13 protein-coding genes are annotated in these 15,212 nt (G+C 47.4%); 9 read left to right on the top strand and 4 right to left on the bottom strand.

All coding sequences use genetic code 11. The features are described 5' to 3' along the window. Positions 1-52: 52 nt before the first annotated feature. From ACYSNS_RS07355 to ACYSNS_RS07335, 5 genes are all read left to right on the top strand, one after another. Positions 53-1,189, top strand: a complete 1,137-nt coding sequence (locus tag ACYSNS_RS07355) for a glycosyltransferase family 2 protein (RefSeq protein ID WP_461722509.1) — start codon at positions 53-55, stop codon at positions 1,187-1,189. 77 nt (positions 1,190-1,266) lie between these two features. After that, positions 1,267-1,494, top strand: coding sequence for a DUF378 domain-containing protein (locus ACYSNS_RS07350; RefSeq protein ID WP_461722508.1), 228 nt, complete (start codon positions 1,267-1,269; stop codon positions 1,492-1,494). 54 nt (positions 1,495-1,548) lie between these two features. Beyond that, a complete protein-coding gene (locus ACYSNS_RS07345) occupies positions 1,549-2,703 on the top strand; it encodes a glycosyltransferase family 4 protein (protein ID WP_461722507.1) in 1,155 nt (384 codons plus the stop codon). Beyond that, positions 2,704-3,753 (top strand): glycosyltransferase, encoded by a 1,050-nt coding sequence (locus ACYSNS_RS07340; protein WP_461722506.1) that lies wholly within the window; start codon positions 2,704-2,706, stop codon positions 3,751-3,753. It abuts the gene before it with no gap. Then, on the top strand, positions 3,750-4,574 hold the full coding sequence (locus tag ACYSNS_RS07335; RefSeq protein ID WP_461722505.1) for a glycosyltransferase family 2 protein: 825 nt from the start codon (positions 3,750-3,752) through the stop codon (positions 4,572-4,574). Before ACYSNS_RS07340 ends, ACYSNS_RS07335 begins: the two co-directional genes overlap by 4 nt. A 7-nt stretch (positions 4,575-4,581) precedes the next feature. Here the strand turns inward: ACYSNS_RS07335 and ACYSNS_RS07330 are convergent, their stop codons facing one another. After that, positions 4,582-4,869: a hypothetical protein gene (locus tag ACYSNS_RS07330; RefSeq protein ID WP_461722504.1), complete on the bottom strand. Its 288-nt coding sequence runs from the start codon at positions 4,867-4,869 to the stop codon at positions 4,582-4,584. Next, a complete protein-coding gene (locus tag ACYSNS_RS07325; RefSeq protein ID WP_461722503.1) occupies positions 4,853-7,147 on the bottom strand; it encodes a mechanosensitive ion channel family protein in 2,295 nt (764 codons plus the stop codon). The genes ACYSNS_RS07330 and ACYSNS_RS07325 overlap by 17 nt, the downstream gene beginning before the upstream one ends. A 380-nt stretch (positions 7,148-7,527) precedes the next feature. On the opposite strand from ACYSNS_RS07325, the gene ACYSNS_RS07320 reads away from it, so the two are divergent. The 4 genes from ACYSNS_RS07320 to ACYSNS_RS07305 all read left to right on the top strand — a co-directional run bounded on the left by ACYSNS_RS07320 (position 7,528) and on the right by ACYSNS_RS07305 (position 13,453). After that, entirely contained in the window at positions 7,528-7,929 is a 402-nt protein-coding gene (locus ACYSNS_RS07320; protein WP_461722502.1) for a hypothetical protein, read from the top strand. Between the two features lie 72 nt (positions 7,930-8,001). Next, positions 8,002-10,542, top strand: a complete 2,541-nt coding sequence (gene secD / locus ACYSNS_RS07315; RefSeq protein WP_461722501.1) for a protein translocase subunit SecD — start codon at positions 8,002-8,004, stop codon at positions 10,540-10,542. A 167-nt stretch (positions 10,543-10,709) separates the two neighbouring features. Beyond that, positions 10,710-12,503, top strand: a complete 1,794-nt coding sequence (ybaL, locus tag ACYSNS_RS07310) for a YbaL family putative K(+) efflux transporter (protein WP_461722500.1) — start codon at positions 10,710-10,712, stop codon at positions 12,501-12,503. After that, a complete protein-coding gene (locus tag ACYSNS_RS07305) occupies positions 12,500-13,453 on the top strand; it encodes a lysylphosphatidylglycerol synthase transmembrane domain-containing protein (protein WP_461722499.1) in 954 nt (317 codons plus the stop codon). Before ybaL ends, ACYSNS_RS07305 begins: the two co-directional genes overlap by 4 nt. Positions 13,454-13,474: 21 nt before the next feature. Here ACYSNS_RS07305 and ACYSNS_RS07300 read toward each other — a convergent pair whose 3' ends face one another. Both ACYSNS_RS07300 and ACYSNS_RS07295 read right to left on the bottom strand, forming a co-directional pair. Then, on the bottom strand, positions 13,475-14,509 hold the full coding sequence (locus tag ACYSNS_RS07300; protein WP_461722498.1) for a dihydroneopterin aldolase: 1,035 nt from the start codon (positions 14,507-14,509) through the stop codon (positions 13,475-13,477). 31 nt (positions 14,510-14,540) lie between these two features. Continuing rightward, positions 14,541-15,113: an NADPH-dependent FMN reductase gene (locus tag ACYSNS_RS07295; protein WP_461722497.1), complete on the bottom strand. Its 573-nt coding sequence runs from the start codon at positions 15,111-15,113 to the stop codon at positions 14,541-14,543. Between the last annotated feature and the right edge of the window lie 99 nt (positions 15,114-15,212).

Genomic DNA, 15,212 nt, shown 5'->3' with positions numbered 1-15,212 from the left:
AACGCGTCACTGGATCCCTTCTCCTCATAGGTTTACCTGTCTGCCCGACTACATGATCATAATACCTGCTAGAAACGAGCAGGATCGTATAGAAGATTGTCTGTCAGCATGTGCGGAAAGCATACGACAGATAGGCTCAGCCGGAAGAATCCTTCTTGTAATCAACAATACCGTTGACAATACAGTTGATATCGCCATGAGTTGGGGTGAACAAAACTCCATAGCGCTTGATATTCTAGATGTAGACTTTCCCGATGACATAGCATCGGCAGGATATGCGCGCGCTCTCGGCTTTGACTTGGCTCTATCGATACTCGGTCCAAGAGGCGTGATGCTGACAACAGATGCCGACAGTACAGTTTCAAGAAATTGGCTGGCAGGACATCTCAAATCTGCTGCTTTAGGTGCGGCCCTCACATGCGGGATCGTTGAAAGTGATAATTACGAACATGCCAAATTGCCTGCTTGGTTGAGAGAACGCTCAGCTATTGAAGATAGCTACTATAGTTTATCGAGGCAATTAATCACGCAGATGGACCCTGATCCTTTCAATCCATGGCCCTACCATGGAGACGAATCCGGTGCCAATATGTCGATTTCCGCTTACGCTTACGAACGTATAGGCGGTTCCCCGCATGTTAGAGAAAGCGAGGATCGCGCTTTGGTTCAACGCGTCATTAACCAGGACTTGTCTGTGTACTATTGCCCCAATTCATTGGTCACAACATCCGTGCGATTGAAAGGGAGAGCGGCGGGAGGAATGGCCGAAACAATAGCTAATCGAATGCTTGATCCAGATTATCTTTGCGATCAGAGGTTAGAAAGCGCAGATATGACGCTGCAGCGCGCAAAAGCACGAAAGATGTTACGTTTGGCCATGAAAAACGATGACAATCTTGAAGCGCTTTTGTTACGCCTCGGTCTAAACCAACAAGAGTGCAGACATGCGATGCATTATTATACATTCGGTGCTATGTGGAACTTTGTAGAAAGTTCCAGCACATTGCTGAAAAAGCACCGTATGCGTTTTAGTGAGATGCAAAAACAGCTCCCACTGTTACGTGAGATGGTGGAAAATGCTGCCATCCCGCCCTCATCTAATTCTTCTCGCGGGCAGACAAGAACTGCACGGCACCGCAAGATAGGAAATCATCCAACTACATCCTATGCGTCCTACGCCCCGGCATAATTTACGAAGCAGTTGGAACTAAATCCCCTAGTCGAAGTTTTACCATGACCTATCTTACTCAAAAAAAGGAATACCTCATGCGCACACTTAATTATACCACGCTTACTCTGCTTATTATTGGTGGCCTGAACTGGTTGCTAGTGGGCCTTTTTCAATTCGATCTTGTCGCTGCAATTTTTGGCGGACAGGCTGCATTGCTGTCTCGTATCATCTACGTCGTTGTAGGCCTCTCAGCGCTCTATCAGATTTCCTCACTTGTAGGATTCTCAGCGCATGAACGCGAGCTTCGTCACAACAAATACTAATATCTAAAAGCCCGTTTCCAGCGGGCTTTTTCTCTCTTCACCGGCGAGTAAAAAATGACAAAACACCGCATCGCAATGATTGCCCATCTTAAATATCCTATTGCCGAGCCATTTGCTGGCGGTCTTGAGATGCACACCCACATGCTGGCAAGAAATCTACGCTCCAAAGGCCATGATGTGACCGTTTTTGCCGCTACGAAAAGTGATGTGTCGGTAGGAGCCGTCCCGATATGTGATGCAACAGAGCTAAACAGCATTGGTACAGACGAAGCCCACAACATTACATTCTTTAAAGAACATCACGCCTATCTTAAGCTCATGATGAAGCTTAAGAACAGCGACTTTGACATAGTGCATAACAATTCACTGCACTATTTGCCTGTCGCTATGGCCGACACTTTACCAATGCCGATGGTCACCACATTGCATACGCCACCTTTTTGCTGGCTCGAAAGCGGTTTTCGCTGCGCGTCCGGTAAAAACAATACAGTTGTGGCGATATCCGAAACTACTGCCAATATGTGGTCTTCAATACTGAATGTAGACGAGGTCATTCTCAATGGTATTGACTTGCAGAAATTTCCTTTTTCGCCAAAACCTGCACGCGATCCTTATGTTATATGGTACGGGCGTATTGTAAGGGAAAAAGGTTTACACCATGCGATAGATGCTGCACGTCTAGCGCAAATGGATATAAAAATTGCTGGTCCAGTTTGGGATGAGAACTACTTCCGAAAGGAAATCTCTCCCCGCTTCGGTCCGGATACAGATTATCTAGGCCATGTATCACACGACATGTTGGCACAGTTGGTATCAGGCGCAACAGCAACAATTTGCACACCCTGTTGGGAAGAGCCTTTCGGGTTAGTTGTAGCAGAATCCCTTGCGGTTGGCGTTCCTGTCGCAGCCTTTGCACGCGGAGCAATGGCAGAGATTATTGATGACAAGAGCGGTGCGTTAGCGACGCCCGATAATGTAAAATCGTTAGCGCACGCGATTCAGAAAGCGCTGGCGTGTAAAAGAGTGGATTGTAGAAAACGGGCGGAAGACATAGCCGATCTCACAGTGATGATTGACCGATATGAAGCTTTGTACGACCGCCTTTTATCAAAAAAACAAACACCTAAAAACGCAGCTTTCGCGGGTCATCCGGCAACTAGGCAGATTGTAAACCGGGTCAACACAATGTTCACACGGGCAACGTTTTAGATGAATACGATAGGCATTTATGTCCATCATCACGGCGATGGCCACAGGCAGCGCGCTTTGAGTATCGCGCAACAAGCACCTGATCAATTCACTCTCCTAGGAACCAATCTTAAAGGTCGCACTGGCCGTATTGCGTGTCTCGATCTTCCCGATGACAGCCTAGCAGCAGGAATGGGCTTCCCTGCCGTGCCAACGCATCCCTCTTTACATTATGCACCTCTCCATCACGATGGATTGCGTAAGCGTAATAGGATGATATGTGAATGGATAGAAGTAACAAGACCGTCTCTGATGCTTGTTGATGTTTCGGTGGAAATAGCAACCCTGGCGAGCCTAAACGGTTTACCGTTTATTTACACGCGGCTTTCCGGAGAAAGGCGGGATACTGCGCACGAAAGCATATTCAGAGCTGCCGCAGGACTCTTATGTCCTTTTCATAGTCTCCTAGATGCACCCGACACAGAAGACTGGATAAAAATCAAATCGGTTTATTTTTCAGGCTTATCTCAAACACTATCGAGCTTTCGCACGATTGCGAAGAGCTTACTTGTCGTGCTCGGCCGTGGTGGGCATAGCATTGATTTAACAAATCTGGCCGAGATGGCTAGTGAGCTTACTGAATGGCGTATTGATGTCATTGGTCCTTTGGATACGCGGCCGGATTTGCCGACCAACTTGCACATTCACGGCTGGGTTGATCAGGTAGGCCCATACATTGCAAGGGCTAATGTGGTCGTAGGCGCTTGCGGCGATGGCCTTCTAGGTGATGTAACCGCCCTTGGAAAGCCTTTTATTGCTCTACCGCAAGCAAGACCTTTCGGCGAGCAGCATGAAAAAGCAAGACGCCTCGCTGAAATCCATGCGGCGATTACATGTGAAGCATGGCCAGCATCATGGCGGACGTTATTGGAAAAAGCAAAAAAACTCGGCAGTTCCATAGTGAACCTGCACGATGAAAGTGGGCCGAGACATGCATCTGACTATCTTCTCTCCATGGCGCATCAATATTCGGTGGACATGGTGTCGTTGGCGAAAGTGAGGACACTGTGAGCTGTAGTGTATTGACCTTGAACAAGAACCGTGATGAACATCTGCTCAATCTCATTACCGGACTTGAACGGAACTCTTCCAAGCCCGACGAACTTATCGTCGTCGAGATGGGCCAGAGACGAAACCCTCTACCCCAAGTTTCCTTCCCTATAGTAGAGGTTAGACTAACTGCCACGGAACTTTTACCCTTGGCGGCTGCCCGTAACTTGGCCGTTCGTCATGCGTCAAAAGACACACTCCTGTTCCTTGATGTAGACTGTATTCCATCGGAACATTTTGTAAGAAATTTAATTGCCGACGTGCTGCGTTACAATGCAATAATCAGTCCCGAGGTTTTTTACCTTCCGGAAAGAGCTGACTTGACCAATGCCAACGACACTTATTTATCTGAAATCGGTGCCTCGCACCCTGTTCGCATCTTTCCTAAAAGCGGTGCCGTGCAAGAGAACAATCCTGGCTTGTTCTGGTCTCTCGCTTTCGCGATGCGGCGTTGCACCTTCTCAATGCTAGGGGAATTCTGTGAAGACTATATAGGCTACGGCGCCGAGGATACAGATTTCGGCTTTCAAGCGGATAAACACGATGTGCGACATCTGCTTACTGCATCTTGTTGCGCGTTTCATCAATATCACGAGTCAATGGACCCGCCATTAAACCATTTCGATGATATTGTTGCCAACGCTTCGACCTTTTACAAACGTTGGGGGAAGTGGCCCATGGAAGGCTGGTTGCAAGCTTTCGCCGACAGAAAATTGATTGATTGGCGGCACGACCATATCGTCGTACTCGCAAGCCCGACCGCGATGCAAGAACAGGTTTAAGCCTCTCTTATTTAAAGCTCGCGCGGCTGCCATTTATTTCGATCGTATCTTCCGCTTTGATTGCAAAGCGATCACCATTTGGAAACGTGACGAAACATCCTTTGGGACATATTTCAACTGTTTGATCCGCCTTCAGTGAGACATCCCTCCTAGACGTCCCTTCTGTCACAACAAGCGATTGGGTTTTTTGATCAGTATTCTTGATACTTGCAGCAAAGCTGTATCCGTTTAACGTGCATAGCACTGCCACGGCTAGAAACAATCTACTCCATTTCATCTCAGGTAATTCCTTCATCGGAAAAGCGCTTATAAACCGCAAAACGAATCTTGTTGGTCACAGCCGTCGTCGAGGTTATATCGGGCACATAGACGGCCAAGGTAAAGTTAAGATTATTGCTGTCGAAGCTCGCGAAGCTTACCCAAGGTGCGGGATTTTTCAATATTCCCTCTGCCTGTGAGGCTATCTCCATAAGAACATCGACTATATGCTCCGGGTCCGTCATCGCTGGCACGATAAGTGGAATGTCCACCCGCCCGATCTTGTTACGATGTGTCCAGTTGCCAACATTGTTGTTGATGAGGCTGGAATTTGGAACAATAATCGTCTCACGCTTGAACGTCTCAACTTCTGTCGCACGGACGCTAATGCGCTTGACTATTCCACTTGTTGTTCCAGTTTCTACGTAGTCTCCGACCTTGAAAGGCCGTTCTGCCAATAAGATCAGTCCAGAAACAAAGTTTTGTACGATATTTTGTAAACCAAAACCAATACCAAGCGAGAGGCCACCGGCTATCAAAGCAAGACTGCTAAGGTTGAAGCCAGCCGCCGATAGTCCGATCAGTGCGGAGAGTGCAACGCCACCATAGCCCACAACAGTGCGGATGGAATTTCTAACACCGGAGTCTACCTTGCCTCGCGCTAAAACAGTACCATCAAGCCAACCAATGAACCAACGGATCAGAAACCAGCTTATCAGGAAAAATACAACGCCGGTCAGTATTCCGACCAGTGATATCGAAACATTTCCGATTTGAAAACCTGTCATCATATGGACAAAGGTCGTGAAAATATCACTCCCTGAAAACCCCAATTGCATAGCAATAGGAGGAACGCATAGCGCAATCACAATGAGGTTGAGGAGGATGCCTGCAAAGAGGCCAAGCTGATCCATCGTGCCGTCATCAATATTGAAACGCTGCACAAGACGGCGACCTATTGAGGTTTTCGCAAACTCACCCTCTCCCGCTATCGCGCGTGCTGTTTGAATGCCAAGATACATCAAAACCAGAAACGCACCGCTTACGACGATCTGCTGCGCTATAAAACGCGCCATTCCGACATAGCCTGCGAAAGCTGTCAAAATAGGCAATAGGCCAACGATGATAAGCGGAATACGAATATACAAAGGCCACGGAGCAACCGCCTGATCATCATTTCCGCGTATACGGGCACGCACGAATGATATTGCCAAGATAATGAGCCCCACAAGCATAACGGATATAAAACTTTTGGCGATCGCCAAAGATAATGGTGCCGCAACAGCCCTGTAAACCGCATTAAACACATAGTCCGCACCCATAACAAGCGCGAGAGCCGTCAACAACACGACCAACAAACGCGCTGGTCGAGGTGCGATATTCATCAACCGTAATTCTGGCGACTTAGGTGAGAGGATAACAAACGACATCCTTGCTATGAAGAATATCAGCACGAACTCGTCTGCAATCGAACGGAATACCGGACGGAGCTCCGTCCAACTCATTCCGAAGTAATCGAAAAACAACAGTACTGACGCGACAAACACAACACAAATGATTGTTGGAATCAGGGTCGAAACAAAAGCGACCGATAAACGGGTCAAGTACGAAACCTGATCATCGTCCTGAGATACGCCTTCTTTAGCCCTACCAATCATGCGATGAGCGAAATAGGTTAGAATCAAAACGATAAACAGCGGAATCAAAATCGCAAGAAACAATTGCAACAATTTGAAATGATATACGAAATTCCACCACGACCCGATCAACGATCTGAAATCAGTCGAAGCTTCATCTGCCGATTGTGCGATCTGCTTTCCCAAGGGTGAAGAAAATTCAACACGATGTGTAAGCGTTCTAGCAAAAAGTTCTCGCGATTGTGCTATGGTCCGCTCAACAAGCCTATTGGCGTCAATTGATTCATCTTCAAGCTGACCCATCAGTGTATTGATCTTGGCCTTGTCTTGGCGCAATCCATTACGCTCGTCGGTCACCGTCTTGGCCTCAGCAACACCTTGCTGAGGTTCCCCAAGCTGATCCAAACGTAGATTCAAATCGTTGAGAGGAGAACGAAACAGTAGCGCTGTTGTGATAATTTTCGCATTTATATCTTGCGCTTTATTTCGGATATCAGTGAGCGACGTATCATCATCCTGCTCGTCATCAAATCTTTTCTGTAAAGATTTCAGCTGATCTTTGAAGCCATCCGCCACGCTTTGCTGCTGCTTGACCATATCAGCAGGCGAAACTCCGATCGCGTCTGTCGCTGCTGTTGTTTGGGCAATAGCATTGTTAAGAGAAACAAATCCAAGCAAAGAACTCCCACCGAATAAAATGGAAAATCGCAAGGATAGGATAACGATCTGTAGAAACCGGTTTAGACGCAAAGAGCTGACCACCCTGACAATGAGAAACGAATCGTCGATACATTCACACGTAAAAAAGCAGGCTCATAGTGCTGCCCGCACCGCAAATGATGTGTTTTGCACTTTTCCAACAAAATTCTTGCATAACTATGGCAATGCGACATTTAAATGCGAAAAGACGAGAAATATCCTCATCCTATTTTCGAAGTGTGTTGATTAGCTGTTCATGATCTACGATTCTCAGAGTTCAAGGGCCACCAAACGCTTTCCCTACAGGGTGAATACTGTTAAGAGCTAAACCAATTGCATTATACGCCGCATTGATTGTCATGCGGAAAGAGAAAGAAGCCGGTATGTTTTTTTTGCGTCAAAGCCGCAAAAATGAAAATCCGTTATCCTTTTCTGCCTGGATATTTCTGGGTAGTTTCATCGTATGGCTTATGGGCGGTCTTGGTATCCAAGCAAATTTGGTTGGTACAAGACAAACACAGAATACGCTTGATGCTAATCATGCAGCGACAAAGCTTCAACAGGACCGATTGAGCCTGCCAACGCAATTGCAGAAAAACGATCTTCCTTTTCACATATTGGATAAAGTAGCACATACAACCGACCTTTATTTGAGATTTGCATCGGGTCATTCGTATGTCATACCAGCGCTGCTTTCTTTGGCAACAATCGGTTCCCCGCGCCATTATGCAGTTCAGCGTGCTCCACCTTCAATCTATTGACGAATAAACAAATGACGTTTTCCGCGCTGATCTTAAAAAGGTTTCTTAAGCGCCAATCTATTGGAAAAATTTATGCGTACATCACGCTGGTTGACAGCTTTCTATTTTCTCATACTTCTAGCGGGCGTCATTGTCGCTCTGCCAAATCTCTTCACGGAAGAGCAGATGAAAACTCATTTGAGTTTTCTGCCTGACACGCGTGTAACTCTTGGCCTTGATCTACAAGGCGGTTCCTATCTTGTGCTCGAAGTTGATGCAAATTCGCTCAAGCGCGATCAACTCCGGACGGTGCTGGATAATGTCCGTGCAAAACTTCGCGAGGAGCAAATCCAAACGAGCAGTGTAAGAATGGTTGGTGACTCTGTGGTCGCCATTGTATCAGACACAGCTCAGCGCGAACGTGCTCTCACGGCATTGAAGACAATCGCTTCCACGATCCAGGGATCTTTCGGCACCGCTGCTTCAGACATCGAGGTTAGCGAACAGAATGGTGGCATACGTGTCGCTTTGACTGAGGCCGGTATTAATTACCGTGTCAGTAACGCTGTTGAACAAAGTTTGGAAATCATCCGCCGCCGTGTTGACCAAGTCGGCGTTGCAGAACCATCTATCCAGAAAGTCGGCTCTGATCGTATCATGGTGCAATTGCCTGGTTTGCAAGACCCGAAACAATTGCGTGATCTTTTGGGCACAACAGCAAAGATGACCTTCCATCTTGTTCCGCCCAGTGCCGACTTAAATAATCCACCGGTTGGCGTATCGGTTTTGCCCGGCTATACTGATGAAAGCCAACGTTATGCCATTTATGATCAAGTCGCTCTGGATGGCAATGTGCTTGAGGATGCCCGTCAAACCTTCGATCCACAGATGCCCGGGCGTTCTATCATTTCGTTTAAAATGAACTCGGTCGGCGCAAAAACCTTCGCAGAAATCACACGTCAAAACATCGGACGCCCTTTTGCGATCGTACTTGATAACAAGGTGCTCACGGCCCCTGTCATTCAGGGTGTCATTCCTGGCGGACAAGGACAAATTACCGGTGACTTCGATGCAAAGGAAGCATCTACTCTCGCCGCTTTGTTGCGCGCAGGCGCTTTGCCCGCCCCTCTTACTGTGATTGAAGAGCGTACCGTCGGCCCTGACCTTGGAGCAGATGCTATCAAGATGGGGCTCTACACCGGTGTCGCAGGTTTCGTACTTGTTGCCATTTTTATCTTCCTGCTTTACGGTCTCTGGGGTATCATCGCCGACGTAGCTCTGGCACTCCATACCGTATTGACATTCGCAGCATTGAGTTTGCTTGGTGCTACGCTGACATTACCGGGTATAGCGGGTATCATTCTTGGCATCGGCATCGCCGTCGACGCGAATATTTTGATCAATGAACGTATTCGCGAAGAAAGTCGAAAGGGCGTTGGCGCTCTCGCCGCACTAGACCGTGGTTTCAAGCATGCTTTTGCGACCATTGTCGATGCAAACGTAACTGCCGTCATTGCTACAATCCTATTGTTCTGGTTTGGCACCGGCCCTATCCGCGGCTTCGCCGTTACGATGTTATTGGGCATCATCATTTCGATGTTTACCGATATCACAGTCGTCCGCATCATCATGGCTTGGGTGGTACGCAAGTGGAAGATGAAGACGCTCCATATCCAGCCTTTCTTCAGCTTCATTCCACAGCATACCAACTTCCGGTTCATGAACGCACGCTTTATGGGAATAGGCATCTCGATTGCACTTTCCATCGCGTCTATCTTTCTTTTCTTCAAACCCGGACTCAATTTCGGTATTGACTTCATGGGTGGCAGTCAGGTTGCTATCACCACAAAATCGCCCGCCGATTTGGCGACTTTGCGGTCATCGTTGGGCAATCTTGGTGTTGGCGAGGTCGCACTACAGAATGTTGATAATGAAAATACGGTGATGATCCGCGTTCAACAACAAGATGGTGGCGAAGCGGAACAAACAACCGCTGTCGAGAAAGTCAAAACCGAAGTTGAAAAACTTTACCCTGGTGTCACGTTCGATCAAACCCAAGTCGTCGGCCCCAAGGTTTCAGGCGAACTTGCAACCGCCGGTTTTACCGCAGTTATTCTAGCGTCGCTCGCCATGACACTCTATATTTGGTGGCGATTTGAATGGTTCTTTGCGGTCGGTGCAATTGTCACGCTTGTCTTGGATACAACCAAGATGGTGGGTTTCTTTGCTTTATTCCAGCTCGACTTCAATCTGACGGCCATTGCCGCACTGCTGACAATCGTCGGGTATTCCGTAAACGACAAAGTCGTTGTTTACGATCGCATGCGTGAGAATATGCGACTTTACAAGAAAATGCCTTTACGCGAATTGATAGATATGTCGATCAATCAGGTACTTGTGCGTTGTATATTTACGTCCATGACAACGGTTCTGGCAATGTTGCCAATGGCAATTTGGGGCGGCAGCGCCGTGCATAACTTCGCCGTGCCAATGGTTGTAGGCATCATAGTAGCCACCTCCTCATCAATATTCATCGCCGCGCCAATACTCCTCTTTCTTGGAGATTGGTGGCATAATCATCATAAGGGCCGAGATCTGGTCGAGGACAAAACCAATCCCGTCGCAAGCAAATAATACGCTCTAGGGTGCGGGATAACTCATTCCGCACCCTTCCCTCTGTTTAACCAATTTAATTACTTAGGTTTAAACGACATAAGCTCGACACAAATGAATCAAATAGTGAAAAACATCTCACAAACCATTCTGACGATTCAATAAACACGAGAAAGACCGCAAACATTATGCCGCACGACACCCCCTTGATCACAACAATCGTCGTGGGCTTGTGTTTGGCTTTTCTGTTTGGAATTATCGCAAACCGTCTACGCGTTTCGCCACTTGTCGGCTATCTTTTAGCAGGCGTCATTGTCGGACCTCATACTGGCGGCTTCAGGGCCGATCCCGAACTCACAAACCAGCTCGCTGAAATTGGCGTTATCTTATTAATGTTCGGAGTCGGACTTCATTTTTCTCTAAAAGATCTTTTATCGGTCAAGGCCATAGCTGTTCCCGGTGCAATTGCGCAAATGGCATTCGCCACACTGCTCGGCATAGGCCTAAGCGCTATAATGGGATGGAGCCTTGGCAGCGGTTTAGTTTTCGGTCTGGCCTTATCGACCGCCAGTACTGTTGTTTTACTACGCGCCATGCAGGAAAGGCGTTTAATAGAGAGCGAACGTGGACGGATTGCTGTCGGATGGCTTATCGTCGAAGACCTTGCGATGGTTATGGCCTTGGTACTTGTGCCAGCGCTTGCAGGCGCCCTTGGTGGTAGAGCAGATGTTGCGGTCGATCCACTGGTCGCCTGGCTTGGTCTTGGTATTTGGGGTATTGTCGGACTTACCATCACCAAAGTGGTGTTGTTTGTCGCCATTATGCTGATTGTTGGTCGCAGAGTTATCCCATGGCTTTTAAAGGTTACGGCTCAATCGGGTTCACGCGAACTTTTCAGATTAAGTGTCTTGGCAATTGCGTTGGGGGTAGCGTTTGGTGCTGCCCATCTTTTCGGCGTTTCATTGGCACTCGGGGCATTTTTTGCAGGAATGATTATGAGCGAATCAGAGCTCAGCCATCGCGCAGCAGAGGAATCGCTCCCATTACGTGATGCCTTCGCGGTTTTGTTTTTTGTATCAGTTGGGATGCTTTTCGATCCATTGAAAGTCTTGACCGATTTCTTCCCACTATTGGCCACCCTATTTATCATCATCATCGGGAAATCATTTGCAGCCTTCGTCATCGTCAAAGCATTCAAACATCCAAATGGGACAGCATTGACAATTTCCGCCAGCCTCGCACAAATTGGCGAATTCTCATTTATTCTTGCAGGACTCGGTTCAAGTCTTGGCTTATTGAGCGACGATGCACGTGATCTTATTCTTGGTGGCGCGATTTTATCGATACTCCTCAATCCATTGGTCTTCATCGCCGCAGACAAGATAAAACAACGTTTAGAGCGCCCCCTTTCAACACAGCAGGACTCCCACGACATCATAGAGATAAACTCCGCCGATGCAGATGAAGACCCTTATTCCGTTAGTGCCAAAACGAACCATACAATTGTCGTTGGATACGGACGTGTCGGACGTAGAGTTTCAGAAGCACTGTGGAAGAATGGTGATTCTCTCGTCGTCATCGAAGACGCATCGAGGACAGCTGACCGCGCGAGACAGGATGGCATGGAGACTATTTATGGAAATGCTATCAATCGAGAGGTTTTGCAAGCGGCCAATATCTCCGCCGCTCTTCGCATTGTTATTGCTATGCGGAGCACGATTGAAGCTGGCCAAGTGGTCGCTCAGGCGCGATACGCTAAAAATGACATAAAAATCATCGCCCACGCCTTAGCAGATGCCGAAACAGCCTATCTCATGGAGCTCGGTGCTGATATTGTGGTGACGGATGACGAAGAAATAGCTAATGGTATGATAGAGCATCTAGTCGGTCGACGGCCAAACCTCGATAGCCAATCGACAGGCTCAGACGCAAATGCTGAAACGGTGGTGCGAGAGCCACGAAAAAAGAGTAGACCCGCGTGAAACTGAAGAAATATATTTGGCCTCTTATCGGCATCATCGCAATGATGGTTTCCATCTATATTCTCTATAACAAATTATCATCGATTTCCTTCGGCGATGTCATGGGCAGACTTGAAGAGCTCAGCCTACACCACTGGGTTCTTGCATGTTTTTTCTCTTTAGTTGCTTATGCCGCGCTTGCCGGCTACGACCGAATAGCGCTGCAACATCTCAACCGCAAGATTTCATGGCTGTTTATCGCCATTTGCTCATTCACCACCTATGCGCTTTCCCATAATATAGGCGCATCCGTTTTTTCCGGTGCAGTCGTACGCTATCGTGCATATAGCATGAAAGGTTTGAGCGGTGCTGAAATTGCGGTTCTCGTTGGTTTCTGTTCCTTTACCTTCGCGCTAGGTACAATTTTGCTATCGGGTATCGTCTTGGTGATCAGACCAGACATCATTACCTTGGTTCATGATGATATACCGGCTTGGCTGGCAATGACGATTGGTATCGTGATGCTTGCCTTAGTGGCGCTTTATGTGTTCGGAAGCTGGCTGCAGCTCAAACCGTTGAAAATCGGGAAGTCCTTCCAGATATCGTATCCCCGCTTCAAGATCGTTTTACAGCAACTACTCATCGGGCCTCTTGAACTACTCGGAGCAGCTGGTATCATCTATTCGGTTTTGCCTGAAGTCGGAAATCCGGGCTTTGTCGCTGTTTTGGGGGTTTTTCTAGCTTCTTTTACCGTCACCCTTCTATCCAATGCACCGGCTGGCGGTGTTGGCGTATTAGAAGCAGTCTTCATGGCTGGTATGCCTAATATGGATCCCGCCGACGTAATTGCCGCACTTATCGTATTCAGACTGCTATATTTGATCATTCCGTTGATTATCTCGCTATTCTTTGTCGCAATATTCGAGATTGATCAGTATCGCCAACGTAATCGAACAACGCCCCGACAATAGACCAAAAACAGCTTACTCAAGTTACAGAGCTGTGCCGATAACCGGTTTCTTGGTACGCTCTATCTCAACACCGATTGCCAAGGGCCCAAGATCGAGCTTGTCGACGCGAACGATCACTTTTCTTACGCGCGGATAGGCGAGAATAAAAGCTGCTATACGTTCTGCCAATGTCTCGACCAATTCAACATGTCCCAAAGCGACAAGATTTCGGATACCATCAAGAATAAGATCATATGAAAAAATGTGCCGCATATCTTCAGGGTTGGCCGACAGGCGCGCCACTTCGGCTGAAATGTTAAACCGAACGTTTTGTTTTCGGCCATACTCGTGCTTGTAGGCTCCGATTTCGACAGGCAGAATAAAATCTTCGACGATGATACGATCCGTACCCAAAGCATCACCTAAGGAGTTGAAACTGAGATCGGTATCGAAGGGCAAAAGTGCGCGGATCAATGAAGTCGTCGTATCATCGCCAAAATGGCCATGTGTTATGGGGTGTTCGACAGAAAAACCAAGCCAGTCAGGAGAAAACGGTAACAGCCGTGGTATATCTGGTGCTTCCAGATTACCCATAATGCCACCAGCTATCCCTGCATCATGCGTATCTTGGATAAATTGCCCGATATCGGCCACCTCAAGCTGACTCAGAATATGCAGGTTTGTTTGACTTCCACGTAACAGAAAGCCGCAGACCCCCAAGGCAGCAGCGCTTTTCATCAAAGAGCTATCAGGTATATTTGAAGTGGTAATTGCTATCACAAGTTTAAAAGAACGAAGCTGGCAATCAACGGCCATAACAAGAGGTAATAGTTCTGAACGGCTTGCCGATAGAATAAGCTTTTCAACCTTCAAAGACGAGAGTGTATCTGCAGGCACAGCGGCCCCGCTATCGATTGCAAACCAGATATGCGGTTCGTAATCCGTATAAGCGTCTAATAAGGCGCGATACTCTTTGCATTTCTGCAAACTGCCAGTCATCATGACAATTTCGGCGCGCGAACGATATGCGATCCGCACATCATCTGGTTCGCTCAGCTCGACCAATAATTTCGTCATTTCAGTAGCCTGTCACTGTAACGCAAATACATCAACTTATCTTACGAATATGTATCAACCCAGAATTCATTTTGAAAAGCTCATCTAACACGGTTTTTGCACTCGCTTCAATCAATGTGCTCGGCTTAAAATTTCCAGCATCATCAATATATTGCGAATATCCAGGCACCGGAATTGTTTCCAATATAGGAACCATTTTAACTGCATTAACCATCAGGCGCGCCGTTTCTGCAGCACGAATCCCTCCAGATACACCGCCATAGCTCAGAAAGGAAACAGCTTTATAATTCCATTCACTGTTCAGGAACGTTACCGCGTTCACAAAAGATGATGGCGGCAGATGATCATATTCGGGTAAAACAAAAATATACGCATCAGCCCGTGCAGCAATCTCACTCCAACGCTTCGTATGCTCATGCTGATATTGATGCGCCCGAGGGTGCATTGGTTCATCAAATAGGGGTAAAGCTATATCCGCTAAATCAACGACTTCAACACGAAATGCATTATGGCTTTCTGCATATGATTGTAACCAGCTCGCAAGACGTGGGCCGGACCGCCCAGGGCGGGTAGATGTGATGATAATCTGTAGATGCGGCTTCATATCTCTGCCCTTCGCATTGGTTTGATGTTCTTTTTGAAACGCCGATTTTGCAAATCGCCCGAAAAGAACAACATAAAGATCAAAGCATGTATACCCGAT

The organism is Bartonella sp. LJL80, assembly GCF_054871565.1.
Note: the sequence above shows the minus strand (reverse complement) of the source record. Positions and strands in the feature narration are given on the sequence as shown.